Source organism: Streptomyces sp. NPDC001068 (genome assembly GCF_042897315.1).
GTDB lineage: Bacteria > Actinomycetota > Actinomycetes > Streptomycetales > Streptomycetaceae > Streptomyces.
The window spans coordinates 72828-97879 of record NZ_JBIAYD010000017.1 but is presented as its reverse complement, the minus strand read 5'-3'; the positions used below and the strand labels follow the sequence as shown (position 1 = coordinate 97879).

General features: G+C 72.6%; 24 protein-coding genes. 9 read left to right on the top strand and 15 right to left on the bottom strand.

The window, feature by feature from the left end; translation table 11 throughout:
* Nucleotides 1–6: 6 nt before the first annotated feature.
* Together purE and ACFY3I_RS37895 are read right to left on the bottom strand one after the other, a co-directional pair.
* Nucleotides 7–531 carry a 5-(carboxyamino)imidazole ribonucleotide mutase gene (gene purE / locus ACFY3I_RS37900; protein WP_365284403.1) on the bottom strand — a complete coding sequence of 175 codons (525 nt, stop codon included), beginning with the start codon at nt 529–531 and terminating at the stop codon, nt 7–9.
* Nucleotides 528–1667 (bottom strand): 5-(carboxyamino)imidazole ribonucleotide synthase, encoded by a 1140-nt coding sequence (locus tag ACFY3I_RS37895; RefSeq protein WP_365284405.1) that lies wholly within the window; start codon nt 1665–1667, stop codon nt 528–530. Before ACFY3I_RS37895 ends, purE begins: the two co-directional genes overlap by 4 nt.
* A gap of 206 nt (nt 1668–1873) precedes the next feature.
* On the opposite strand from ACFY3I_RS37895, the gene ACFY3I_RS37890 reads away from it, so the two are divergent.
* Nucleotides 1874–2383, top strand: a complete 510-nt coding sequence (locus ACFY3I_RS37890; protein WP_365284407.1) for a GtrA family protein — start codon at nt 1874–1876, stop codon at nt 2381–2383.
* A 13-nt stretch (nt 2384–2396) separates the two neighbouring features.
* Here ACFY3I_RS37890 and ACFY3I_RS37885 read toward each other — a convergent pair whose 3' ends face one another.
* Nucleotides 2397–3671 (bottom strand): ATP-binding protein, encoded by a 1275-nt coding sequence (locus ACFY3I_RS37885; RefSeq protein ID WP_365284409.1) that lies wholly within the window; start codon nt 3669–3671, stop codon nt 2397–2399.
* Between the two features lie 151 nt (nt 3672–3822).
* A complete protein-coding gene (locus tag ACFY3I_RS37880; RefSeq protein WP_007382513.1) occupies nt 3823–4500 on the bottom strand; it encodes a response regulator transcription factor in 678 nt (225 codons plus the stop codon).
* A 492-nt stretch (nt 4501–4992) separates the two neighbouring features.
* Here ACFY3I_RS37880 and ACFY3I_RS37875 point away from each other — a divergent pair, with 492 nt between their 5' ends.
* Nucleotides 4993–6489: an oligopeptide:H+ symporter gene (locus tag ACFY3I_RS37875; protein WP_365284411.1), complete on the top strand. Its 1497-nt coding sequence runs from the start codon at nt 4993–4995 to the stop codon at nt 6487–6489.
* A gap of 138 nt (nt 6490–6627) precedes the next feature.
* On the opposite strand, the gene ACFY3I_RS37870 is transcribed toward ACFY3I_RS37875, so the two are convergent.
* The 6 genes from ACFY3I_RS37870 to ACFY3I_RS37845 all read right to left on the bottom strand — a co-directional run bounded on the left by ACFY3I_RS37870 (nt 6628) and on the right by ACFY3I_RS37845 (nt 11928).
* Nucleotides 6628–7941 carry a hypothetical protein gene (locus ACFY3I_RS37870; protein WP_390865501.1) on the bottom strand — a complete coding sequence of 438 codons (1314 nt, stop codon included), beginning with the start codon at nt 7939–7941 and terminating at the stop codon, nt 6628–6630.
* Between the two features lie 2 nt (nt 7942–7943).
* Nucleotides 7944–9014, bottom strand: a complete 1071-nt coding sequence (locus ACFY3I_RS37865; RefSeq protein WP_365284416.1) for a hypothetical protein — start codon at nt 9012–9014, stop codon at nt 7944–7946.
* Entirely contained in the window at nt 9011–9862 is an 852-nt protein-coding gene (locus ACFY3I_RS37860; RefSeq protein WP_390865500.1) for a hypothetical protein, read from the bottom strand. The genes ACFY3I_RS37865 and ACFY3I_RS37860 overlap by 4 nt, the downstream gene beginning before the upstream one ends.
* 29 nt (nt 9863–9891) lie before the next feature.
* Nucleotides 9892–10602: an LPXTG cell wall anchor domain-containing protein gene (locus tag ACFY3I_RS37855; RefSeq protein ID WP_390865499.1), complete on the bottom strand. Its 711-nt coding sequence runs from the start codon at nt 10600–10602 to the stop codon at nt 9892–9894.
* Between the two features lie 226 nt (nt 10603–10828).
* Nucleotides 10829–11350 carry an ATP-binding protein gene (locus ACFY3I_RS37850; protein WP_365284422.1) on the bottom strand — a complete coding sequence of 174 codons (522 nt, stop codon included), beginning with the start codon at nt 11348–11350 and terminating at the stop codon, nt 10829–10831.
* A 173-nt stretch (nt 11351–11523) separates the two neighbouring features.
* Nucleotides 11524–11928: an STAS domain-containing protein gene (locus ACFY3I_RS37845; protein WP_365284423.1), complete on the bottom strand. Its 405-nt coding sequence runs from the start codon at nt 11926–11928 to the stop codon at nt 11524–11526.
* A gap of 305 nt (nt 11929–12233) precedes the next feature.
* Between ACFY3I_RS37845 and ACFY3I_RS37840 the strand changes: the two genes are divergently transcribed.
* Nucleotides 12234–13127: an RNA polymerase sigma factor SigF gene (locus ACFY3I_RS37840; protein ID WP_390865498.1), complete on the top strand. Its 894-nt coding sequence runs from the start codon at nt 12234–12236 to the stop codon at nt 13125–13127.
* A 329-nt stretch (nt 13128–13456) separates the two neighbouring features.
* Nucleotides 13457–14980 (top strand): ricin-type beta-trefoil lectin domain protein, encoded by a 1524-nt coding sequence (locus ACFY3I_RS37835; RefSeq protein ID WP_390865497.1) that lies wholly within the window; start codon nt 13457–13459, stop codon nt 14978–14980.
* Between the two features lies 1 nt (nt 14981).
* Here ACFY3I_RS37835 and hutI read toward each other — a convergent pair whose 3' ends face one another.
* From hutI to hutU, 4 genes are all read right to left on the bottom strand, one after another.
* Nucleotides 14982–16160 (bottom strand): imidazolonepropionase, encoded by a 1179-nt coding sequence (gene hutI / locus ACFY3I_RS37830; RefSeq protein WP_390865496.1) that lies wholly within the window; start codon nt 16158–16160, stop codon nt 14982–14984.
* A 20-nt stretch (nt 16161–16180) separates the two neighbouring features.
* Nucleotides 16181–17542: a formimidoylglutamate deiminase gene (locus ACFY3I_RS37825; RefSeq protein WP_390865532.1), complete on the bottom strand. Its 1362-nt coding sequence runs from the start codon at nt 17540–17542 to the stop codon at nt 16181–16183.
* Complete coding sequence (locus ACFY3I_RS37820; RefSeq protein ID WP_390865495.1) at nt 17533–18735, bottom strand: allantoate amidohydrolase; 1203 nt, start codon at nt 18733–18735, stop codon at nt 17533–17535. The genes ACFY3I_RS37825 and ACFY3I_RS37820 overlap by 10 nt, the downstream gene beginning before the upstream one ends.
* A gap of 140 nt (nt 18736–18875) precedes the next feature.
* Nucleotides 18876–20540: a urocanate hydratase gene (hutU, locus tag ACFY3I_RS37815; RefSeq protein WP_365284431.1), complete on the bottom strand. Its 1665-nt coding sequence runs from the start codon at nt 20538–20540 to the stop codon at nt 18876–18878.
* A gap of 165 nt (nt 20541–20705) precedes the next feature.
* Between hutU and ACFY3I_RS37810 the strand changes: the two genes are divergently transcribed.
* From ACFY3I_RS37810 to ACFY3I_RS37790, 5 genes are all read left to right on the top strand, one after another.
* Nucleotides 20706–22121 carry a diaminopimelate decarboxylase gene (locus ACFY3I_RS37810; protein ID WP_390865494.1) on the top strand — a complete coding sequence of 472 codons (1416 nt, stop codon included), beginning with the start codon at nt 20706–20708 and terminating at the stop codon, nt 22119–22121.
* A gap of 171 nt (nt 22122–22292) precedes the next feature.
* A complete protein-coding gene (locus ACFY3I_RS37805) occupies nt 22293–22682 on the top strand; it encodes a hypothetical protein (RefSeq protein WP_365284436.1) in 390 nt (129 codons plus the stop codon).
* Nucleotides 22679–23470, top strand: a complete 792-nt coding sequence (locus ACFY3I_RS37800; RefSeq protein ID WP_390865493.1) for a transcriptional regulator — start codon at nt 22679–22681, stop codon at nt 23468–23470. The genes ACFY3I_RS37805 and ACFY3I_RS37800 overlap by 4 nt, the downstream gene beginning before the upstream one ends.
* Before the next feature lie 31 nt (nt 23471–23501).
* Nucleotides 23502–24005 (top strand): roadblock/LC7 domain-containing protein, encoded by a 504-nt coding sequence (locus tag ACFY3I_RS37795; protein ID WP_365284440.1) that lies wholly within the window; start codon nt 23502–23504, stop codon nt 24003–24005.
* Nucleotides 24006–24021: 16 nt separating this feature from the next.
* Nucleotides 24022–24396, top strand: coding sequence for a hypothetical protein (locus tag ACFY3I_RS37790; RefSeq protein ID WP_365284443.1), 375 nt, complete (start codon nt 24022–24024; stop codon nt 24394–24396).
* Between the two features lie 16 nt (nt 24397–24412).
* Here ACFY3I_RS37790 and ACFY3I_RS37785 read toward each other — a convergent pair whose 3' ends face one another.
* Nucleotides 24413–25015: a hypothetical protein gene (locus tag ACFY3I_RS37785; protein WP_390865492.1), complete on the bottom strand. Its 603-nt coding sequence runs from the start codon at nt 25013–25015 to the stop codon at nt 24413–24415.
* Nucleotides 25016–25052: the final 37 nt, after the last annotated feature.

Sequence of the window (25052 nt, the reverse complement as noted above, 5' to 3'; positions counted from 1 at the left end):
GGTGCTCTACTTGCCGAAGCCGAAGCTGTTCGAACCGCTGTCGACCTTGGACCGCAGGCGTTTGCCCTTCTCGGTCGCCTGGTCGTTGAGTTCCTGCTGGAAGTCCCGCATCCGCTGCAGCAGCTCCTCGTCGTGGGTGGCCAGGATGCGGGCGGCCAGCAGGCCCGCGTTGCGGGCGCCGGCGACCGAGACCGTGGCGACCGGGACCCCGGCCGGCATCTGCACGATCGACAGCAGGCTGTCCATGCCGTCGAGGTACTTCAGCGGGACCGGGACGCCGATGACCGGCAGCGGGGTGACGGAGGCGAGCATGCCCGGGAGGTGGGCCGCTCCCCCGGCACCCGCGATGATCACCTTCAGGCCGCGCTCCGCCGCCTGCTCGCCGTACGTCACCATCTCGCGCGGCATCCGGTGGGCGGAGACGACGTCGACCTCGTACCCGATCTCGAACTCGTCGAGTGCCTTGGCGGCGGCCTCCATGACGGGCCAGTCGGAGTCCGAACCCATGACGATGCCAACAACGGGGCTCATTCGGTGATCGTGCCTCTCAGGTAGCCGGCAGCGTGACGTGCGCGTTCGAGAACGTCGTCCAGGTCGTCGCCGTAGGTGTTGACGTGACCGACCTTGCGGCCGGGCTTCACGTCTTTGCCGTACATGTGGATCTTCAGTTTGGGGTCGCGGGCCATGCAGTGCAGGTACGCGGAGTACATGTCGGGGTAGTCGCCGCCGAGGACGTTGACCATGACCGTCCACTTCGCGCGCGGGCGCGGGTCGCCGAGGGGGAGGTCCAGGACCGCGCGGACGTGGTTGGCGAACTGGCTGGTGATCGCTCCGTCCTGGGTCCAGTGGCCGGAGTTGTGCGGGCGCATCGCCAGTTCGTTGACGAGGATGCGGCCGTCGCGGGTCTGGAACAGCTCGACGGCGAGGTGGCCGACCACGCCCAGTTCCTTGGCGATCCGCAGCGCCATCTCCTCGGCCCGCAGCGCGAGGTCCTCGTCCAGGTCGGGGGCGGGCGCGATCACCGTGTCGCAGACGCCGTTGACCTGCTGGGACTCGACCACCGGGTAGGCGACGGCCTGACCGTGCGGGGAGCGCACGACGTTGGCGGCCAGCTCGCGGACGTAGTCGACCTTCTCCTCGGCGAGGACCGGCACCCCGGCCCGGAACGGGTCGGAGGCCTCCTCCGCCGTCTCCACGACCCACACGCCCTTGCCGTCGTAGCCGCCGCGGACCGTCTTCAGGACGACGGGGAAGCCGTCGCCCTCGGACGCGAACCGGACGACGTCCTCCGGGTCGGCCACGATCCGGTGGCGCGGGCAGGGGATGCCGATCGCTTGGAGCCTGGCCCGCATCACGCCCTTGTCCTGGGCGTGCACCAGGGCGTCGGGGCCGGGGCGCACGGGGATGCCGTCCGCCTCCAGGGCCCGCAGATGCTCGGTGGGCACGTGCTCGTGGTCGAAGGTGATCACGTCGCAGCCGCGCGCGAACGCGCGCAGCGTCTCCAGGTCGCGATAGTCGCCGATGACGACGTCGCTCACCACCTGGGCCGCGGAATCCTGAGGAGTGTCACTGAGGAGCTTGAACCTGATGCCCAACGGGATGCCCGCTTCGTGCGTCATACGCGCGAGCTGGCCCCCGCCGACCATGCCGACTACCGGAAACGTCACGCCCCCAGGGTATCGGCCGCGCCACGCAGGCCGGATTCCACGCCCGCGCCCAGGTCTCTTACCGACCGCTTCGGTCCCTCTTGCCCCGCTTTTCCGGTGCTCTTTCCAAGCTGTTCCCGACCTGTGTCGTCATCCACAGGCATGGGCGATACTGGATCGTTAGCATGGCTGGGTCGCAATACCTACGGACGGGAGCCCGCACAACCATGGAACGTGGTTCCTCGGGGCTGCAACGGCTCGTACGCGAGGTCGCCAAATTCGGGGCCGTCGGCGGCGCCGGCATTCTCGTCAATCTCGGCGTCTTCAACCTGGTCCGGCACCTCACCGAGCTTCCGGTGGTGCGGGCGAGCGTGATAGCCACCGTCGTCGCCATTGTCTTCAACTACCTCGGCTTCCGCTACTGGACGTACCGGGACCGTGACAAGGGCGGCCGCACCAAGGAACTCACCCTGTTCCTGCTGTTCAGCGCGGTGGGCCTGGTGATCGAGAACGGTCTGCTGTATCTGGCGACCTACGGTTTCGGCTGGGACAGCCCGCTGCAGAGCAACGTCTTCAAGTTCGTCGGGATCGGCGTCGCGACGCTGTTCCGGTTCTGGTCGTACCGCACCTGGGTGTTCAAGGCGCTGCCGGCCCGCGAGACCGTCGCGGACGCGGAGGCGATCCTGGAGCGGGCCGCCGACTCCGCGGAGCCCAAGACCAGGCAGCGCGTCTTCTGACGTGGCGCAGGGGCTAGCGGACCGTCGGCCGGTCGTCGTCGGCCGCCTTGTGGGCTGGCGGGGTACGGGACAGGAACAGGCCGAACACCGGCGGCTGGGCCTGGAGCAGTTCCAGCCTGCCGCCGTCGGCCTCCGCGAGGTCCCGGGCGACGGCCAGCCCGATCCCGGTGGAGTTGCGGCCGCTGATCGTCCGCTCGAAGATCCGGTTGCCGAGGTCGGCGGGCACCCCGGCCCCCTCGTCGGTCACCTCGACCACGGCCTGGTTGCCGGTGACCCGGGTGCGCAGCGCGACCGTGCCGCCGCCGTGCATGAGTGAGTTCTCGATCAGCGCGGCCAGCACCTGCGCGACCGCGCCGGGCGTCCCCACCGCCCGCAGGTGCCGCTTGCCCGAGCTGACGATCGCCCGGCCCGAGCTGCGGTAGGCGGGCCGCCACTCGGCGAGCTGCTGCTGGATGACCTCGTCCAGGTCGAAGGAGACCGCGGAGCCGGTACGCGGGTCGCGGGAGTTCGTCAGGAGCCGCTCGACGACGTCCGTCAGCCGCTCCACCTGCGTGAGCGCCACGTTCGCCTCCTCCTTCACGGTGTCCGGATCGTCGGTGAGGGTGATCTCCTCCAGGCGCATGGACAGCGCGGTGAGCGGGGTGCGCAGCTGGTGGGAGGCGTCCGCGGCCAGCCGTCGCTCGGCGGTGAGCATGCGCCCGATCCGCTCGGCGGAGGAGTCCAGCACGTCGGCGACCCGGTCCAGCTCGGGGACGCCGTACCGCTTGTGCCGGGGGCGGGGATCACCGGAACCGAGCCGCTCGGCGGTCTCGGCGAGGTCGGTGAGCGGGGAGGCGAGCCGGTTGGCCTGCCGGATGGCCAGCAGCACGGCGGCGATCACCGCGAGCAGGGCGACGGCCCCGATGATCAGCAGCGTGCGGCCGACCTCCCGGGTCACCGTGGAGCGCGGCTCCTGGACGGTGACCGTCTCGCCCTCCTCGCCGTCCACGGTGTAGTGGATGACATCGCCCTCGGGCCTGACCCCGAGTTCGATCGGCGCCTTGCCGGGGATCCGGATGACGGCGTACTGGTCCTTGCCGACCTGGCTGCGCAGTATCTCGGCGGTGATGTTCTCGTCCCCGAGGATGCGGCTGTCGACGATGCTGGCGAGCCGGAGCGCCTCGGAGTCGACGCGTTCCTGCGCGCTGTTGCTGATGGTCCGCGACTCGACGATGACGAGGGACACGCCGAAGACCGCGATGACGACCAGGACGACGGCGAGGGTGGACTGGATCAGGCGACGGCGCACGGCACTCTCCGGGAAACGGCCACGTCAGCGCCCCGAACGGGGCGTGGGGCGCAAACAGGTGCGGCTCCGCCGCGGGTGCGCGACCGGCCCACCGCGACGGCCGGTCGCGCGCACCGCACCAGCCGCCGACGGCGCGGCGCGCGCGGCCGGTCTAGCTCTTCTCGAAACGGAACCCGACACCACGCACCGTGGCGATGTACCGCGGGTTCGCCGCGTCGTCGCCGAGCTTCTTGCGCAGCCACGAGATGTGCATGTCGAGCGTCTTGGTCGAGGACCACCATGTCGTGTCCCAGACCTCGCGCATCAGCTGGTCACGGGTGACCACTCGCCCGGCGTCCCGCACCAGCACCCGCAGCAGGTCGAACTCCTTGGCGGTGAGCTGGAGTTCCTCGTCCCCCATCCAGGCCCGGTGCGACTCGACGTCGATCCGGACACCGTGCGTGGCCGGCGGCTGCGCGGGCTCCGCGGCACCGCGGCGGAGCAGCGCCCGGACCCGTGCGAGCAGTTCGGCGAGCCGGAAGGGCTTGGTGACGTAGTCGTCGGCACCCGCGTCCAGACCGACGACGGTGTCCACCTCGTCGGCCCGCGCGGTCAGGATGAGGATCGGCACGGCGTGGCCCTCGGCACGCAGCCGGCGCGCGACCTCCAGGCCGTCCATGCCGGGCAGCCCGAGGTCGAGCACGACCAGGTCGATGCCGCCCTGCATACCGGCGTCGAGCGCGGTGGGGCCGTCCTCGCGCACCTCGACCTCGTAACCTTCCCGGCGCAGTGCGCGGGCCAGCGGCTCCGAAATGGACGCATCGTCCTCGGCGAGCAGTACACGGGTCATGAGGTGATGGTAGTCCGATTACGCGCTGTGCCGGGGTGTGATCGGCACCAGGCAATTCTTACCTTGGGGCACAGTGGTACGAACCTGTGGGCGAGAGGTGAGACCGTAGGTGGGGCCTTCGAAAGCGGCGCACGGTTCCCCCGACACCTGTGATCCGTGTCTCAAGTCCTTCCATATACGGCGGTGTCCTGACGTACAGTGACGTGAACGCCTGTAGTACACCCGGGGACCTTTGGCGGGCTTTTGGACGCCGAGGGTCTCTTTTGTGTGCGGGTCGGCCCAGGCCGGCCTCGAAAGGAATGACCTCTGGCCGGGCTCCGGACGCGACTCAGCGTCACGGAGTGTGGATCCCGGTGGTCGCCGTCCCCGTCCCGTACCCCGGGGCGGACTCCCCCTGGGCGTGGGGTGGGCGGATCGACCCGCCGGTGCCGGCCGCTCGCCCCCACGGTCGCGCACAGCCCCACCGCGCGTCCCGAGCAGCAAGGAACGACCATGGCGTCCAGCCTGACGAAGGACTCGGTCCGACCGGGCACCCCCGGTTCCGAGAAGACCTTCTTCGGCCACCCCCGCGGACTGGCCACCCTCTTCATGACCGAGATGTGGGAGCGTTTCTCCTACTACGGCATGAAGGCCCTGCTTCCGCTGTACCTGGTCGCCCCCGGCGGCCTGCACATGAACGCGGCCACGGCGACGGCGATCTACTCGGTGTACCTGTCGCTCGTGTACCTGCTCGCGCTGCCGGGCGGCTGGTTCGCCGACCGGGTGCTCGGCCCCCGCAAGACGGTCGCCGTCGCGGGCGTGATCATCATGCTCGGCCACCTCACGCTGGCGCTGCCCGGCTCGGGGACGTTCTTCGGTGGTCTCGGCCTGGTCGCCATAGGCTCTGGCCTGCTCAAGGCCAACATCTCCACGATGGTCGGCCACCTGTACGACGGCCCGGACGACCCGCGCCGTGACGGTGGCTTCACGCTCTTCTACATCGGCATCAACGTGGGCGCCTTCGCCGCGCCGCTGGTCATCGGCACGGTCGGCGAGAACTACAACTGGCACCTGGGCTTCGCGCTGGCCGCGCTCGGCATGGCGCTGGGTCTCGCCCAGTTCCTGCTCGGCACCCGGCACCTGAGCTCGCGTTCGGACGTCGTCCCCACCCCGCTGTCCGCCGCGGAGAAGAAGGCCACCCTGACGAAGGCCGGCTTCTGGGCCGCCGTCGCCGCGGTCTTCTACGTCGTCGTGGGTGTCTCCGGCGTCTACACCCTGAACTGGCTGCTGGTCCCGATCACCGTCGCCGGTCTGCTGATCCCGGTCGTCGTCATCGCGCGCATCAAGCGCGACAAGGACCTGGACCGCGCCGAGCAGTCCAAGATGAGCGCGTACATCTGGTTCTTCGTGGCCGCCGCGGTCTTCTGGATGATCTACGACCAGGGCGGCTCGACCGTCTCCCTGTTCGCCGACGCCTCCGCCAAGAACACCATCTTCGGCTGGGACTTCCCGGTCTCCTGGTACCAGTCCGTCAACCCGGTCATGATCATGGCGTTCGCGCCGGTGTTCGCCTGGGCGTGGCTGGCGATGGCGCGGCGCGGCAAGGAGCCGAGCACGGCCGTGAAGTTCGCCGGCGGCCTGGTCCTGATCGGCGCCTCGTTCTTCCTGTTCCTCGCGCCGCTGTCGATCGCCGACGGCGGTCACAAGGCCGCCGCGATGTGGCTGGTCGGGATCTACTTCGTGCAGACCGTGGGCGAGCTGATGCTGTCCCCGGTGGGTCTGTCCGTGACGACCAAGATGGCTCCGGCCAAGTACGCGTCCCAGATGATGGGCGTGTGGTTCCTGGCGGTCACCGCGGGCGACGCGACGACCGGTCTGCTGTCCATCGCGGGCGTCGACCTCAACAAGACGGGGATCGTGGCGTTCGAGGCGGCGCTGGCGGTGCTCGCCGGTGTGGCCGTGTGGATGTACCGGAAGAAGGTCCGGGAGCTCATGGGCGACGTTCACTGATCGTCTTCTGACGGAGGGCCACCGCATTCCTCGGAATGGGGTGGCCCTCGTCGTGTCCCGGCTAACGGCCGGTGGGGGTCGCTCGCGCGGTTCCTCCCCCAGCCTTCGGCCGGGGGTGCCCCCAGCACCCCTGGGGCGTCACCGCGTCCTCTTCCGCGGCATGAACGTGAACACGGCGCCGCCCAGCAGGATGGCCGTTCCCGCCACCAGGCCCAGCGCCTTCACCGCGCCGTTGCTGCTGTCACCGGTCTCCGCGAGGCCCCCGCTGCCGGAGCTGCCCGAGGAGCCGGAGGAACCACCGGACGTCGACGAACCCCCCGACGCCCCGCTCGCCTGCTCGGTCGTGTCCAGGGTCAGGGAGACCTCGGACCTGGTCGGCGTGCAGGTGGTCGTCGTGCCGAGGGCGTTGACCGTCAGGACACCCGGCGAGAGTGTCGACGTGCCGCTCGCGCCCGGCTTGTAGGTGCCCGTCAGGTCCGGGATCTCGATCGGGTCGCCGGACTTGATCGGCGCGGAGTTGGTGGGCCCCTCCACATGGACCGTGCCCTTGTCGGCGCCGCCCAGGACCACCTCCATCGACGGCTTCACCGAGTCCGCCGGGATGTCCGCGGGGCTGTCCATCACCGACCCGTTGAACCGCACGGTGAGATCGAAACTCCCGCCGTTCTTCCTGGCGTTGATCTGCACCGGCGAGGTCGCGTTCTTGTCGCCGATGGGCGTCTTGCAGGCGTAGGGGACCTGGACCTCCTTGCCGGTGAAGTCGGTCTGGCCGGAGCCGGTGCCGTCGGAGGAGGAGGCGGACGGGGACGGCGACGCGGACTGCGACGGCGAGTCGGAGGGGCTCGCCGAGGTGGACGGGGAGGCCGAGCCGGTGTCGGTCGGTGTCGGTGACCCGCCGGCACCGCCGCCGGTCACCTCGATGGTCGCCGCCTTCGGTACCGCCGCCGACGGGGTGCACACGGTGTCCGTGCCGAACGCGTTGACCTTGTACCCGTCCGGGGTGAGCGTCACCTCGCCGGGCGAGGTGAGTTTCAGCGAGCCCGTCATGTCGGACAGCACCATGTCGCCGCCCTTGGGGATGGCCGGGTTCTCCCGCGGTCCCTGCAGGGCGATGTCGGCGGTCTGGGCGCCGGCGGCCTTGAGCGTGCCGGACGGCTGGACCGAGTTGGCCGGCAGGTCGATGATGTCCGGGTTCTTGGACGCGGCCTGCACGAACTTCCAGGTGATGTCGACCGTGTCGCCGACCTTCGCGGTGGCGGGCGCGGTGATCTCCACCTTCGTGGTCCCGTCGACGGGGTCGGCGACCCCGGCGGGCGGTACGCAGTGGGTGGCGAACGACACCTCGGCCGCCTGCGCGGTCCCGGCGGCCGCGCCCAGCAGCAGACCCGCGCCGCCCAGGACCAGCGCGGCCGCCGCCGCACCCGCTCCGACCGGTGTCACTCTCCTTCGCATGATCACGTGGTTCCCTTCCTGGTGGGAGTCGTGGGACTCGTGGAACTGTCGTCGTGCGGTGCGGAGAGCCGGCCGGCCGCCGTGCCCGGGTCGTTGTCCGGGGTGAACCACGGCAGGGTCGGGGTCGTGTCCGGCGCGGGCCGCGGCGAGCGCGGGCGCGCCGGGCGCAGGGCCGGGCGGCGTACGCCGCGGTGCCGGAGGCCGCCGGCGCGGGGCGGCCGTACCCGGTCCACCACCGCCATGCCGATGCGGAAGACGGCGGCGGGTACGACCACGCAGAGCAGGATCCAGAACAGGGTCACGCCCCAGGGGCGGCCGACGCCCCAGGGCTCCTCGGCGAGGATCCTGCCGTCGTGCCGGAGGGAGACGGTGTAGTCGCCGTGCGCTCCGGCGGAGAGTTCGACGGGCAGCTCGACCCGCGCCTTCCCGCCGGGGGCGAGGGTGCCGTGCCACTGCTGCTCGTCCCACTGCGGGGCGAACACGCCGTGCGCGGTGCCGACCTGGAAGACGGGGTCCTCGATCGTGGTGGAACCCGCGTTGCCGATGGTGAAGACGAGGGTGCGGGACGGGGGCGCGCCGAACCAGGTCAGCAGGCCCGAGGAGCCGTCGAGTCGGGTGTCGGTGAGCATGGCGAGACGTCCGCCCGCGGGTTCGGCGGGCAGCGCCTTCACGGGGTGCCCGGCGACCTGGAAGACGGCGTCGGCGTCGGCCTTCGTGCCGGTCACGGTCGCCACGTGCACCACGCAGGGGCAGGGCACCGGCGGTTCGCTGACCGGGAGCCGCTTGTCGAAACCGCCGTTCGCGTCGGTGGTGACGGCGCGTCCGTCGGCGTTGGCACAGGAGTTGGTGCCGCCGATCACACCCCGGGCCGGGGTGGCCTGACCGCAGATCAGCAGCATCACCAGGGTCCGTGGCCGCCAGCCGGTGCCGCTGACGGTGATCGAACCGCCGGTGCCGGCCTGTGGCTCGGAGACCTTGACGGCCGGCCCGCCGGCCGCCGCCGCCAGGGGCGTCAGGAGCAGCGCGAACACCGCCGCCAGCGCCGTCGTCAGCGCGATCGCCCGCGCCCTCACCTCGCCGCTCCCGTCAACTCCGCCTCCGTGGGGTGGGGTTCGGCCGTCACCTGGCCGGCACGGCGCCTGCGCGGTCGTACGACGATGACCGCGGCGCCCGCCGCCGCCACGCCCGCGACGCCCGCGACCGCGCCCCAGGGCACGAACCGCGCGCGGGCGGCCGCCGTGTCGTGTGCGCCGCCCGCCGCCGTCGCCGTGAGCCGGACCTCGACGGCGTCCAGGGCGGGGTGGCCGGGCCAGGGCTCGCTGAGTCCGGTACGGCTGCCCGGGGCTAGGCGGACCGGGAGGGCGCGCGGGGCCCGGTCGAGCAGGTCCCGGCCGAAGACGCCCTCCGCGTGCACCGCGAGCCTCGGTGCGAGGACGGTCGTACCCCGGTTGACCAGCTGGTAGCTGATGCGGTCGCCGTGGACGGCCACGTGTTCGACGGTCAGCGCGGTCAGGGCGGGGCCCTCGACGCGCAGCCGGACCCGTACGGTGGCGGCGCGGCCGTCGGTGTCCTTCGCGACGAGCGTGCCGGCCCGGTCGCCGGGGGCCGTCCCGGCCGGGACGGTCACCGTGAAGGGCACGTCGGCCCGGGTGCGGGCCGGGACGCGGACGCCCGGCTCGGCGAAGGTGACGGGGACACCGGTGGCGGACAGCCGTACCGTCACCGGACGCCCGCCGCGGTTGGTCACCGACACGGTGTCCTCCAGGACGGCTCCGGGGGCGCCCTCGGCGTAGACGGACGGGCGGCCGCCGCCCGCGGGGGCGATCGACCAGCCGCCGGCCGCCGCCGCGCGCGGGGCGGTGGCGAGCAGGATCAGCGCGGCGAGGCCGAGCACACGGACGGCGGACTGGGCGGACGGCATGGGCGGCTCCAGCGGTCGGACCCTTCGGGTCAGCGGCGTACGGGCTGGTTCCGCCGGGTCAGCCAGAGGGCGCCGGCCGCGCCCGCGAGCAGCACGGTGCCGCCGAGGGTGCCGAGCGCGACGAAGGAGTCCTCGGGTCCGGTCTTCGGCAGGGTGCCCGCGGAGTCGGCCCCGGTGCCGCCGGACGACGAGCCGGAGCCGGTCGATCCCGTGGAGCCGCCCCCGCCCGCGGCGGTCACGTCGAGGGTCAGGGACGGCCCGGGGTTGTTCCCGGGGGTGCAGGTCGTCGTCGTGCCGAGCGCCTTGATGGTGAGGATGCCCGCCGTGAAGGTCACCTTGCCGGTCTTCTCCGGCGTGTAGGTGCCGCTCAGGTCGTTGATCTTGATGGGGGTGTTGGCGGGTATCGCGGCCTGGTTGGGCGAGCCGGTCACGTTCAGGGTCCCGCTGTCGGCGCCGCCGAGCTTGATGGTGGCGCTCGGGTTCATCGCCCCCTTGCCGAGTTCCACGGGGCTGGAGGAGACGCCCTTCTGCCAGGACATCGTGATCTTGTAACCGCTGCCGCTCCGGACGCCCTTGATGTCGATCGGCGAGACGGCACTCTTGTCGCCGATCGGGGTCTTGCAGGAGTAGTCGACGTCGACGACGGTGGCGTGCGCCGCCGGGGCGGCGAGCAGCACCGCCGAACCGGCCAGGGCGGCGGCGGACGCGAGCACGGCGGTGCGTTTCGGGTACGGCGGCACGATCGGTCCACCCCATTCGCTACTGACGAGGTATCAGATTCGGCCGTCAAGGTACGCCGGGGCTCATGAGGAAGGAAGAGGAAGGGAGTGGCGGAAGTGTGAGCACCGAGGGCTCCGGGCGAGTGGAGCGCGCGGGGCGCCGTCCGGTCCGCGGCCGTCGCGCCGCGTGGGCGGGACAGGCCGGCGCACCGGCTCGCACCCGCGAACCGGCATTCGGCCGGCACGCCTACGCCGGTGCCGCCCCCAGTTCGGCCCAGACCGTCTTCCCGGTGTCCCCGGACGCCCGTACGACCCCCCAGTCCAGGCAGAGCCGTTGCACGATGAACATGCCGTGCCCGCCCGGCCGCCCCGCCCGGTGCGGGGTCCGCGGCGCCGGCTGCCCGGCCCCCCGGTCGGACACCTCCACCCGGATCACCTTGTTGTCGCAGGCCAGGAACAGTTCGTCCGGCCCCTCCGCATGCAGGCACGCGTTGGTGACGAGTTCCGACACGACGAGCAGGACGTCCTCTGCGGCGGCCCTGCGGTCGGCGGACTCGGCCGGCAGCCAGCCCCAGTCGTACAGCGCCTGGCGCGTGAAGTCGCGGGCGAGCGGTACCACCCCGCTCTCACCGACGAGGCGGAGCCTGCGGACCTGACGACCCCCCGACGAGGCGGACGGCACGTCGGACGCCGCCGCCTCGGACACCCCGGAAACGCCGCTGGTCTCCGGGCCGCGGTCGCCCGGCGGGTAAGGCCGGGTGGTGCTCATCAGCGCTTCACCTCACCGTTTCACCGGTTCACGATTCAAAAATTGGTGTTGCCGCACTTCGTACGGACCTGTCGGTACTTCCTGCTCAACCGGGACCGGTCGGCCCCCGACAGATCTCTCCTGCCCGGGCGATCGGCCGGGACACCCCCCGGTTGCGAACACCGGCCGCGGACTCAGTTCTCGTCGCCGGCACCGGCGGTGCCGCCGGCGTCGTCGGCGAGGGCCGCCTCGACGGAGTCGTGGACGGTGAAGACCGCCTCGGCCCCCGTGATCTCGAAGACCCGGGCGACGACGGGCAGCATCCCGGCGAGGTGCACCCCGCCTCCCGCGGCCTCGGCCCGCAGCCGGGCGCCGAGCAGTACGTTCAGCCCGGTGGAGTCGCAGAACTCGAGGCGTGAGCAGTCGACGACAAGCCGCGAGAAGCCCTTGTCGAGGAGATCGTCGAGCGGCTCGCGCAGCAGATCGGCGGTGTGGTGATCGAGCTCACCCGCCGGAATCACGACGGCGCTGGGGCCCTCTTCCCGCACCTCCACCAGAAGCCGGCCCGACTGTGCGCTGCCGACCGTCCCGTGGTCCATTGCCGTCTCTCTCCCGAGGTCGTGACCGCTTTTGTCACCGTCTGACCGATGTCGGACGATGCCCACCGATGTCCGCCGAACGTCGTGGCGACGCCCTCGAACATTACGCCTTCTCCACGTACTCCGACACCCGACCAACCTCTCAGAATCGGACAAATGCCAATAGAACGGACTTGCGAGTGGCTCGACGGAGCGGGTAGGGCTAGTAGGGACACGAAAACCGACACGGCCGGCTTTGGAGGCGCCGCACTCCGCAGTGCACGCACGGCTTCGGCAGCCTTATGCCGAGAACGATGGAGGACACCATGTCACCCCGGCTCGACGCATCGCATACCCGGACGGCGACGTCGACACCCCCACCGGAACAACTGGATGCCATCGAGGAATCCGCCGCGGGGCTCGACCTCCCGGAGATCCCCCCGTACGACGAGGTCGACGCGGTCGACGCGCGAGCCCTGTCCAAGACCCTCTTCGAGCGGCTCGAGTCGCTGGAGGAAGGCACGCACGACTACTCGTACGTGCGCAACACGCTCGTCGAGCTGAACCTCGCGCTCGTCAAGTTCGCCGCCTCCCGGTTCCGTTCCCGCAGCGAGCCGATGGAGGACATCATCCAGGTCGGCACGATCGGCCTGATCAAGGCGATCGACCGCTTCGAACTCTCCCGCGGCGTCGAGTTCCCCACCTTCGCGATGCCCACGATCATCGGCGAGATCAAGCGGTTCTTCCGCGACACGTCGTGGTCGGTACGGGTCCCGCGCCGGCTCCAGGAACTGCGTCTCGACCTCGCCAAGGCGGGCGACGAGCTGGCCCAGAAGCTGGACCGCGCCCCCACGGTCGCGGAGCTCGCGGAACGGCTCGGCCTCTCGAACGAGGAGGTCGTCGAGGGCATGGCCGCCTCCAACGCCTACACCGCCTCCTCCCTGGACGCCCAGCCCGACGAGGACGAGTCGGAGGGCGCGCTCGCGGACCGCCTCGGCTACGAGGACCACGGCCTCGAAGGCATCGAGTACATCGAGTCCCTGAAGCCGCTGATCGCCGAACTCCCGTCCCGGGACCGGAAGATCCTCTCGCTGCGTTTCGTCGGCGGCCTGACCCAGTCGGAGATCGGCGAGGAACTGGGCATCTCCCAGATGCACGTGTCCCGGCTGCTGTCCCGCACGCTGGTGCGGCTGCGGAAGGCGCTGACGCTGGAGGAGTGACGGGCGGTCGCCCAGGTCGTACGGCCGCGGGCGCGTGGGGACCGGCCGCCCCACGCGCCCGCGGCCGCGTGACGGACGCGGGCGTCCCCCACGCCCACGAACGCGCAACGGCCCGGGCGTTCCCCACGGCCACGCGACGGACCGGGCTCCCCACGCACCCGCGACCGCGTGACCCACCGGGCGCCTCACCCGCGGGCAAATGTGCCCGGCTGACGCTTTCCGGCCGTCTCTTTTCGTCAAAGGCCTACCTCGCGCCCCACCCGCACCCCAAACTGGCCGGTACGTCAGCAAGGACGGGCCCACGGCGGGCCGGCGCGAAGGGGTGCACCATGGTCCAGGACAACCCGCCCTCGGACGCACGGCTGACCGAACTCCTGCGGGCGCCCGCCGCCACCGCCTACCCGGCCCTCCAGGAACTGCGCGCCCGCCACCACTCCGCGGTCCTCGCCTACGCCCGTCTCTGCGCGGCCGGCGACGCGGCGGCCCGCCGGCTCGCCGCGCAGACCTTCAGCACCGCGGCCCGGGACATCGCGCGCGGCGCCGAGCCGGTCGTCCCCCTCCGCCACCACCTGCTCCTGCTGACCGCACGGCTGGCCGCCGAGTGGGCGCACGACGAACGCTCCGCCGCCCTGGACCCGACCCTCCTCCTGGTCCTGAACGCGACGGGCGCCCCCGAGCCGCCCGCCGCGCCGCTGCTCGCCCCCTTCCAGTCCCTGCCGTCCCGCACCCAGGGCCTGATCTGGTACGGCGTGCTGGACCGGGAACCCCCGGACCTGACCGCCGCCCACCTCGGCCTGACCTCCGAGGACGTCCGCTACGGCACCCCGCCCGCACTCCAGTCGCTGGCCCAGGCCTGCCTGCGCAGCCGGCTGGCCGCCTCCGACGACCCCCGCTGCGCGGACTTCCGCCGGCTGATCGAGGAGTCGGTACGCCCGGAGAGTCCCCGGCACAGCGCCGACCTGCACGCGCACATGGCCGACTGCCCCTACTGCACGGCCGCGTTCGAGGACCTGACCGCCCTCCGCGACAGCCCGCGCACGGCCCTGGCGGAGGGCCTGCTGCCCTGGGGCGGCGAAGCGTACGTACGGCGGGAGCCGCAGGCCCCGGCACCGGCCGCCGAGCCCGTCCCCGACCACGGCCGCCGGACCCCGTCCCGCCGTGTCCTGCTGACCTCGACGGCACTGGGCGTGGCCCTCGTACCGCTCCTGCTGGTGCTCCTGGACCGCCCGGCGCCGTCCTCCGGCGGCCCGGCGGCCGCGACGGCGGCACCGCCCGCCACCCCGCAGGTGACCGTGACGGCGACGGCGACCCTCTCCCCGTCGCCCTCCCCCACGAAGCCCTCGCGCCCCCCGTCCGCGACCCCGACGCACTCGGTGCCGCCCACCGCGACCTCGACCCCGCCCCCGAGCCACTCCGCCGCGCCGCCCCCGTCACCCGCCCCGAAGCCGCCGGGCGCCGGCTACGCCCAGGTCGTGAACGCCGCCACCGGCCGCTGTCTGGACGTCCGGTACGGCGACTTCGACAACGGCACCGACGTGGTCACGGCCGCCTGCTCCGGCTCCGCCTCCCAGCGCTGGCGGGTCGACGCAGACCGGGGCGTCCTGCAGTCCGCCGCGGACCCCGACTTCTGCCTGGACAGCCGGGGTTCGGTCGACAAGGGCGTCGGTATCTGGTCGTGCGGGTCGGTGGACGGCGACCACGGCGACAACCTGCGCTTCACGGTCCTCTCCGACGGCGAGATCCGCCCGGCGATCGCCATCGAGACGGCGCTCACCCCGGACGGCGACGACCAGCTCTCCCTGGACCCGGTGACCGGCGGCACGGCCCAGCTCTGGCGGGCCGGGGCGAGCTGACTCAGCCGGCGACGCGCACGCCCCTGCGCCACACCCCGGCGACCAGCGGAACGCCCGGCCGGTAGGCGAGGTGGACGTGGCTGGGGGCGTCCAGCAGGGTCAGGTCGGCGTAGGCACCCGGGGTGAGCCTGCCGATGTCGTCCCGCCGCAGGGCCCGCGCGCCGCCCGCCGTCGCCGACCACACCGCTTCGTCCGGGGTCATGCCCATGTCCCGGACGGCCAGGGCGATGCAGAAGGGGACGGAGGAGGTGAAGGAGGAGCCCGGATTGCAGTCCGTGGACAGGGCCACCGTCACGCCCGCGTCCAGGAGGCGGCGGGCGTCCGGCCACTCGGCGCGGGTGGAGAACTCGGCGCCGGGCAGGAGGGTGGCGACGGTCCGGCCGTTCGCCAGCGCGTCGACGTCGGCGTCGGTGAGGTGGGTGCAGTGGTCGGCGCTGGCCGCGTCGAGTTCGACGGCCAGCTGGACGCCGGGGCCGTAGGAGAGCTGGTTGGCGTGGATGCGCGGGGTCAGGCCCTTCGCCTGTCCCGCGGTGAGGATCGCGCGGGCCTGGTCGCCGTCGAAGGCGCCCTTCTCGCAGAAGACGTCGATCCAACGGGCGTACGGGGCGCAGGCGTCCAGCATCTCGCCGGTGACCAGGGAGACGTAGGCGGCGGGGTCGTCGGCGTGGTCCGGGGAGACGATGTGGGCGCCGAGGTAGGTCACCTCGTCGGTGTGGGCGGCGGCGATGCGCAGGGCCCGGGCCTCGTCCCGGACCGTCAGGCCGTAGCCCGACTTCGTCTCGAAGGTGGTGGTGCCCTGGCGGAGCGCCTCGGCGAGGTAGCGGGTGAGGTTGCGCTCCAGTTCCTCGTCGGTCGCCGCCCGGGTCGCGGCGACCGTCGTCCGGATGCCGCCCGCGGTGTACGACCGGCCGGACATCCGGGCGTTGAACTCCTGGGTGCGGTCGCCCGCGAAGACCAGGTGGGAGTGGGAGTCCACGAAGCCCGGCAGCACCGCCCGGCCGCCGGCGTCGACCCGGTTGTCAGTGGCGGGTGCTTTGCTGGATTCACCGGTCCACACGACCCGGTCGCCTTCGACGACGACGGCCGCGTCCTGGATCAGACCGAGAGGGGAGTTGTCACCGAGGGAGGGGTCGTTGGTGACCAGCGTGGCGATGTTGGTGATGACGGTGCTGCTGCTCATGGTGTCCTCGTGGGTGGTCGTCAGGCGCGGAGGGCTTCGATCGCGTCGGCGAGCGCTCCCGGCACGTCCGGCACGAGCGCGTGCGCGCCGTCCCGTACGACGTGACGGCCCGCGACGACCGTGTGGCGTACGTCCGCCGCGGTCGCCGCGAATACGGCCGTCTCGGCGCCGAGCCGCGGCAGCGGCCCCGCGGTCCTGACCGAGTCGAGCGCGATGGTCGTCAGGTCGGCGAACATGCCGGTCTCGATGGCGCCCGCGTCGTCCCAGCCGAGCGCGGCGTGGCCGTCGGCGGAGGCAGCGCGCAGCAGGGCGGCGGCCGTCCAGTGGCCCCGGGTACGGGTGCGCAGCCGCTCGTTCAGCTCCATCGCGCGCGCCTCTTCGAACAGGTCGATGACGGCGTGGCTGTCGGAGCCGAGGGAGAGCGGCGAGCCCGCCCGCTGGAGGGCGACGGCCGGTCCGATGCCGTCGGCCAGGTCCCGTTCGGTCGTCGGGCACATGCAGGTGCCGGTGCCGGAGCCGCCGAGCAGCGCGATGTCCTCGTCGGTGAGGTGGGTGCTGTGCACGCCGGTGGTGCGCGGGCCGAGGACGCCGTGGTCGGCGAGCAGGCGGGTGGGGGTGCGGCCGTGCGCGGCCAGGCAGGCGTCGTTCTCCGCCGTCTGCTCGGACAGGTGCACGTGCAGCGGGGCCCGCCGCTCCTCGGCCCAGCGGGCCACGGTCGACAGCTGGCCGGCCGGTACCGCCCGCACCGAGTGGACGGCCGCCCCGATCCTCGCGTGATCCCGTTCCTTGAGAAGTGAACAGCGTTCGGCCCAGGCCTCCGCGCTGCCGTCGGAGAAGCGCGTCTGGTGGGCGTTGGGCGGCTCGCCGCGGTGCTCGTCCACGATGGCCGCGGACAGGTACGCGGTGTCGAGAAGGGTGATCCGGATACCGGCGTCGGCGGCGGCCGCGATCAGCGCCTCGCCCATGGCGTTGGGGTCGGCGTACCGGGTGCCGCCGGGGGCGTGGTGGACGTAGTGGAACTCGCCGACGCACGCGATGCCCGCCAGCGCCATCTCGGCGTACACCGCGCGGGCGAGCGCGTGGTAGGTCTCCGGAGTCAGGCGGTCGGCGAAGGCGTACATCAGCTCGCGCCAGGTCCAGAAGGTCCCGGAGCCGACCTGGACCGTCGAGCGCAGGGCACGGTGGAAGGCGTGCGAGTGGGCGTTGGCCAGGCCGGGGAGGGTGAGACCGCGCAGGATCTCGGCCCCCGGCGGCGGGGCCGGGGTCTCGGTGCGGACCGCGGTGATGCGGCCGTCCGCCGCCTCCACGGCCACACCCGGCTCGACGTGCGTGCCCAGCCAGGCGTACTCCAACCAGTACGTCGTCCGTGTCGTCACCCGCAGGCCAGCCCTTCCAGTACGTCGGCGAGCGCGCTCACCCCGGCCACGCAGTCGTCCTCGGCCGCGAACTCGGCCGGGGAGTGCGAGACACCGGTGGGGTTGCGCACGAACAGCATGGCGGTCGGGATGCGCCCCGACAGGATCCCGGCGTCGTGTCCGGCCCCGGTACCCAGGACGGGCACGGTGAGACCGGTGTCCCGGCCGAGGAGGCGGCCGAGTTCGTCCCGCAGGGCGTGGTCGAACTCGACGACCGGGGTGAAGGACTCCCGGACCACGTCGAGGTCGATGCCGTGCGCCCGCGCGTACTCCCGGGCGGCCGTCTCGATACCGCCGACGACGGTGTCCAGGGTGGCCTGGTCGGCGGCGCGGGAGTCGAGCCAGCCGCGCACCAGGGAGGGGATCGCGTTGACGCCGTTCGGCTCGACGGCGATCTTGCCGAAGGTGGCGACGGCGCCGGCGAGTTCGGCCTCGCGGCGGGCGGCGAGCACGGTCTCGGCGTACGACAGCATGGGGTCGCGGCGGTCGGCCAGCCGGGTGGTGCCGGCGTGGTTGGCCTCGCCCCGGAAGTCGAACCGCCAGCGTCCGTGCGGCCAGATGGCGCTGGCGATCCCGACCCGGTCGCCGGACAGGTCCAGCGCGCGGCCCTGTTCGACGTGCAGCTCGACGAAGGCGCCGATGCGGGCGAGCCGTTCGGGGTCGGCGCCGATGGCGTCGGGGTCGTAGCCGGCGGCCTCCATGGCACGGGGCAAGGTGATCCCGTCCCCGTCGGTCAGCCGGTGCGCCTGTTCGACGGTGAGCTCTCCGGCGGTCAGCCGAGATCCGACACAGGCGAGACCGAACCGGGCGCCCTCCTCGTCACCGAAGTTGACGATGGCCAGCGGCCTGGTGAACTCCACTCCCCTGCCGCGGAGTTCGTCGAGCGCGGCGAAGGACGACACGACCCCGAGGGGGCCGTCGAAGGCCCCGCCGTCCGGCACCGAGTCCAGATGCGACCCGGTGACGACGGCGTCCCCGGCGGCGGGGTCCCCGAGCCAGGCCCACTGGTTCCCGTTCCGGTCGACCTCATGGACCAGTCCGCGCGCCTCGGCCTGCTCGCGGAACCAAGCCCGGCACTCGGCGTCGGCGCCGGTCCAGGCGAAGCGGCGGTAGCCGTGCGAGTCGGGGTGCCGCCCGACGGGGAGCAGCTCACGCCACATCTCGTGGAAGGAAGCCGAGCCCCGCACGGGCCGTGGGCGGTTCCGCGGCGCGGAACGGGTGGGCACGGCCGCACCCGTGCCCGGCGGCAAGGCGTCGGCCTCCACCGGAGCGCCGGCGCCACGTCCACCCTCGCGAGGGTTCACGCGTCGTCGCCCTCACGCATCGGGATGCGGACGCCCCGCTCGTCGGCGACCGACTCGGCGATGTCGTAGCCCGCGTCCACGTGCCGGATGACCCCCATGCCGGGGTCGTTCGTCAGGACCCGGCGGATCTTCTCGCCGGAGAGCTTCGTGCCGTCGGCCACGGTCACCTGGCCCGCGTGGATGGACCGGCCCATGCCCACACCGCCGCCGTGGTGGATGGAGACCCAGGACGCGCCCGACGCCACGTTCACCATGGCGTTCAGCAGCGGCCAGTCGGCGATCGCGTCGGACCCGTCCAGCATGGCCTCGGTCTCGCGGTAGGGCGAGGCCACGGATCCGCAGTCGAGGTGGTCGCGGCCGATCGCCAGCGGCGCCGCCAGCTCGCCGCTCGCCACCATGTCGTTGAACCGCTCGCCGGCCTTGTCCCGCTCGCCGTAGCCGAGCCAGCAGATGCGGGCCGGCAGGCCCTGGAAGTGGACCCGCTCGCCGGCCAGCTTGATCCAGCGGGCGAGGGACTCGTTCTCCGGGAACAGGTCGAGGATCGCCTTGTCGGTCTTGGCGATGTCGGAGGCCTCGCCGGACAGCGCCGCCCAGCGGAAGGGGCCCTTGCCCTCGGAGAAGAGCGGGCGGATGTAGGCCGGGACGAAGCCGGGGAAGGCGAAGGCCCGCTCGTAGCCGGCCAGCTGCGCCTCGCCGCGGATGGAGTTGCCGTAGTCGAAGACCTCGGCGCCCGCGTCCATGAAGCCGACCATGGCCTCGACGTGCTTGGCCATGGACTCGCGGGCGCGGGTGGTGAAGCCCGCCGGGTCCTTGGCCGCGGCGTCCGCCATGTCTTCGAAGGCCACGCCGACCGGCAGGTAGGCCAGCGGGTCGTGGGCGGAGGTCTGGTCGGTGACGATGTCGATCGGCGCGTTCATGGCGAGCAGCTGCGGGACCAGCTCGGCCGCGTTGCCGAGGACGCCGATGGAGAGCGGACGGCGGGCGTCGCGGGCCTCGGTGGCGAGCTGGAGCGCGTGGTCGAGCGAGTCGGCCTTCACGTCCAGGTACCGGTGCTCGATCCGGCGCTCGATGGCGCGCGGGTCGACGTCGATGCAGATGGCGACGCCGTCGTTCATGGTGACGGCGAGGGGCTGGGCGCCGCCCATGCCGCCGAGGCCGGCGGTGAGGGTGATGGTCCCGGCGAGGGTGCCGTTGAACTTCTTCGCGGCGACGGCGGAGAAGGTCTCGTAGGTGCCCTGGAGGATGCCCTGGGTGCCGATGTAGATCCAGGAGCCGGCGGTCATCTGGCCGTACATGGTCAGGCCGAGGGCCTCCAGGCGGCGGAACTCCTCCCAGTTGGCCCAGTCGCCGACCAGGTTGGAGTTGGCGATGAGGACGCGCGGGGCCCATTCGTGGGTCTGCATCACGCCGACCGGGCGGCCGGACTGGACCAGCATGGTCTCGTCCTGCTTGAGGGTGCGCAGCGTACGGACCATGGCGTCGAAGGAGCGCCAGTCGCGGGCGGCCTTGCCGGTGCCGCCGTAGACGACGAGCTTGTCGGGGTGCTCGGCGACCTCGGGGTCGAGGTTGTTCTGCAGCATCCGCAGGGCGGCTTCCTGCTGCCATCCCAGGGCGCTCAGTTCCGTACCGCGCGGTGCTCGTACGGGGCGGGGTCCTGACATGGTCTGCCTCCTAGCGAATGACGGCCAGCGAAATGTTCCTGCGGTTATTCGGTTATTCACATCCTGGCCCGCTGAATAGAACTAGTCAATACATCGGTCCGCCAGCGCGGCCCGCGCTCCGGGTGTTTGGCTGGACGTATGGGCCCTAAGGGTGCGGACGACGACATGTCGGGGGACGACGTGGCGGACGGCAGGACGAGTGGCGGAGCGGGCAGGGACGGTTGCGTGGAAGACGGTGAGCGGGTGCTGCGGCGGGACGACGCGGTGCGGGCGGCGGTGGAGCAGGGACTGCTGGGGCCGGACGCGCCGATCGTAGGCCTGCTGGACGTGACCGGCATCCGTGCCTCGGCGGCGGCGCTGCACCGGGCGTTCGAGGCGGTCGCGGCGCCCGGCACCCCGATACTGCACGCCTTCGCGGTGAAGGCGAACCCGCTGGTGCCGGTGGTGCGGCTGCTCGCCGGGGAGGGCGTCGGCGCCGAGGTGGCCAGCGCGGGCGAGCTGGCGCTGGCGCGCGCGGCCGGGGTGCCGGTGGAGCGGACGGTGTTCGACGCGCCCGCAAAGACCGAGGCGGAGCTGCGCGAGGCGCTGGCGCTGGGCGTGGCGGTGAACGCGGACAACCCGCAGGAGCTGCGGCGCATCGACGCGCTGACCGGCTCCACGAGCACTCGTTCGCCGCTCGGCATCCGGGTGAACCCGCAGATCGGGGCCGGGACCATCGGCGCCACCTCGACCGCGACGACGACCTCGAAGTTCGGGGTGGGACTGCGGGACGAGGGGGCGCGGGAGTGGGTGGTGCGGGCGTTCGCGGAGCGGCCGTGGCTGACCCGGCTGCACGCGCACATCGGTTCGCAGGGGATCTCGCTGTCCCTGCTGGCGCGGGGCGTGGCGGACACCTACGCGCTGGCCGAGGAGATCAACGCCCGGATCGGACGGCGGCAGATCGACACCCTCGACATCGGCGGCGGGCTGCCGGTCAACCTCGCGTCGGAGGCGACCGAGCCGACCTACGCGCAGTACGCCCGGCTGCTCGCGGAGGCCGTGCCCGGGCTGTTCGACGGGCGGTACGGGCTGGTGACGGAGTTCGGGCGGTCGCTGCTGGCCCGGCACGGGACGGTGGTGGCCCGGGTGGAGTACGCCAAGAGCTCCGGCGGGCGGCGGATCGCGGTGACGCACGCGGGCGTGCAGGTGGCCGTCCGGACGGTGTACGTGCCGGGGACCTGGCCGCTCAGGATCGCCGGGTACGACGACAAGGGACGGCCCAAGGAGGGTCCGCCGGTGGTGCAGGACGTGGCGGGGCCGGCCTGTTTCTCGGGCGACCTGCTCGCCGAGGGACGCGCCCTGCCGATGCTGGAGCAGGGGGACTTCGCGGCCGCGCTGGACACCGGCGCGTACTACTTCGGCACCCACTACTCCTACAACTCCCTTGCCCGGCCCGGGGTTTACGGCTTCATGCCGGACGGGGCCGGAGGCGTGGCGTTCGCCGTCGTGCGCACGGCGCAGACCGTCGCGGAGATCGTGGCCGACGCCGGAGGGGCGCACGCCGACGCACTCACCACCCCGCGTGCAACCGGAAGCCGTTGAGGGGTCCGGGACAGAAGGATCAACTGGTACGAAACACAGCTCAGTTGACCAACACTAGCCTGCCGTGAGCATGTTCCACTGGAAAATGCCAAACGCACCCCTCCCGTCGCACACGTTGCGTAGTGTCTGCGTCACTCAACCGGAGAGCCACGCGGCGGGAGGGGAGCCACGGTGCCCGGAATCGACGAGTGCTTACTTGAAGCGATGCGGCTGCCCGGCGCCCGGGGGGCCGCGTTGGTCGACTGGACGAGCGGGCTGGCACTGGGGACCGTCGGGGAGGCACCCGGCGGCGACCACGAGACCACCGCCGCCGAGGCCGCCGAACTGGCCCGGCTGGCCGCCGAGCACGGAGCGTTCAGCACGGAGGACGACATCGAGATGAGTCCTCCGGTGGAGGACCTGATCGTCAGCAACCGGGACAGCTACCACCTGCTGCGGTTCGTGGTCACGTCCTTCGACGCCACTGTGTTCCTGCATCTGTGGCTGGCCCGCGAGGACGGCAATCTCGCCCTCGCCCGGATCCGGCTCGGCGAGATGGCCGAGCGGCTGGTGCTGGGATGACCGTGGTCGACATACCTCCGCCGCTGCCGGTCCGGGACCGCACGGCCCCGCACGACGTGGCGGCCGGCGCGCTGTCGCCGATGCTCATACGCCTCGCCGAGGAACGGGCCACCGGTGTCCTCATCCGCGAGCACGGCACCCTGCACCTGGCCGAGGGCCGCGTGGTGCACGCCGAGAGCCCGCTCGCCCCCGGCCTCGACGTGCTCCTCACGGCCCACGGCACGCTCGACGCGGCGGTCTGGCCCTGGACCGAGGACATACCCGCCGCGACGCACCGGCTGCTCGACGCCGGTCTGCTGCCGAGGGGCGCCGTGGAACTGTGCCGCCTCGGCGCCCTGTACGACGCCGGCTACTTCGCACTCGCGCCCAGCAGCGCCCCGGGCCGGTTCCGGTACGGCACCCCGGCCGCCGCCGGCCCGCTCCCCGCGGTCCCCGTCGCCGCCCTGGAGCGCGAGACCCTGCGCCGCCGCGAACTGCTGTACCGGCTCTGGCCGGACCCGTCGACGGACGGCGCCCCGCTGATCCGCGCCGACCCGGTCGCGGCACCACCGGTCACCCCGCGGCAGCGGGCGGTCCTGAACCGGGTGGACGGCGTCCGCACGGCCCTGGAGATCGCCCGGGAGCTGGGCCGGCCGGCCTTCCACACGCTGGTGGACATCCGGCGGCTGGCGGCGGCCGGACTCCTCGCCCCGAGGAGCACCACCACCGCCCCGCCCCTGCTCCCCCCGGTCACCGACCCCGACATCGCGCTGCTGAAGAGGCTCAGGGATGCGCTGGAGGCCCTTTGAACGGCACCGCCCCGCCGAGAGGAGACAGCTGATGGCGGCAGAACCCGGCAGCTCCGGCAGAGAGGCCGTCCTCGACGAACTACGCAGGTTACGCACCCGGATGCCCCAGCTCACCGGCGCCCTCGCCGCCGGCGTCGACGGCCTGGTCATCGCGCACGACTGCCCCGGCGTCGACCCGGAGGGCCTCGCCGCCCTCACCGCCGCGGAACTGGGCGTCGCCGTACGGGTCTCCGACGCCACCGGCAAGGGCGAGCTCAAGGAGCTGCTGGTGCGCGGCGAGGACGGCTACGTCGCCACCTACGCCGCCGGCCGCAGCGCCGTGCTCACCCTGCTCGCCGAGGACCGGGTGAACGTCGGCCGGCTCCACCTTGAGGGCCGCCGGGCCGCCGCCCGGATCGGCGAGCTGGTCGACGCCGCCGAAGCCGCCGCGAAGGCGCTGCGACCGGCCCGCGGCACCGCGGCCACACGGACCAGGAACACGCGCACACCACGGACCAGCACCACCACGGACACGCGCACCACAACCGAAAGTTGAAAGGAAACAGCACGTCATGACCAACACCGAAACCGCGCTGAAGGAAGCCCTCACCTCCATCGAGGGCGCCACCGGTGTCGCGCTCGTCGACTACACCACCGGCATGGCGCTGGGCACGATGGGCGGCAGCAAGACCTTCGACCTCAACGTGGCCGCCGCCGGCAACACGGACGTGATCCGCGCCAAGATGCGGACCATGGAGCACCTGGGACTCAAGGGCGAGATCGAGGACATCCTGATCACGCTCTCCTCCCAGTACCACCTGATCCGGCTGATCAAGGGCCGGGGCGGCAACGGCCTCTTCCTCTACCTGGTGCTGGACATCAACCGGTCCAACCTGGCGATGGCCCGGCACCAGCTGCGCAAGATCGAGGAGGAACTGGAGGTCTGACCTCCGGGTCCCTGGCTCACACCAGTGCCGCGGCGCGGCGGCGGGTCCCGCCGGGGGCCGCGTCGCCGGCCGCGATGCCGGTACCGCGGTACGCCCTGACGGTCTTGCCCGCCGGGCGGCCGCCGCGGCCGTCGAGCCAGTCGACGCGCAGCCACACCAGCTGCTCCCCGGCCCGCTCCCGGCGGCCCAGCCAGGCCGCCTTCAGCCACAGCCCGGTACCGGTCCCGGCCAGCAGCATGCCGCCGGCGGCCGGCACCGCGAAGGCGCTGCCCAGGGCGACGGCCCAGGCCAGCAGCAGCCACCAGCGGTGCCCGCGCCGCCAGTTCCGCACGGTCACCGCCCGGTCCTGCAGCACATCGTGCTTGCCGGCCCGGGCGGCCCCGCGCAGCAGCGCGGTGTACCGCCGGCGGCGGGTGAGCGCCACGACGGCCGCGCCGGCGAGGAAGAGCGCGGCTCCGGCCAGCACGCCGATCCGGCGCCCGGTGATCCCCTCGGGCAGCAGGCCGACGGCGGCCGCGAACACCCCGGACCACCACAGCGGGGCGGCCCCGGCCCGTACGACCACGGCCACCCGGGCCAGGCCCTGTCCGCCCCGTGCCCCTCGTACCGCACGCGCCATGTCCGCAGCCTCCTCGCCCTGTCGCCCAGTCGGTCCG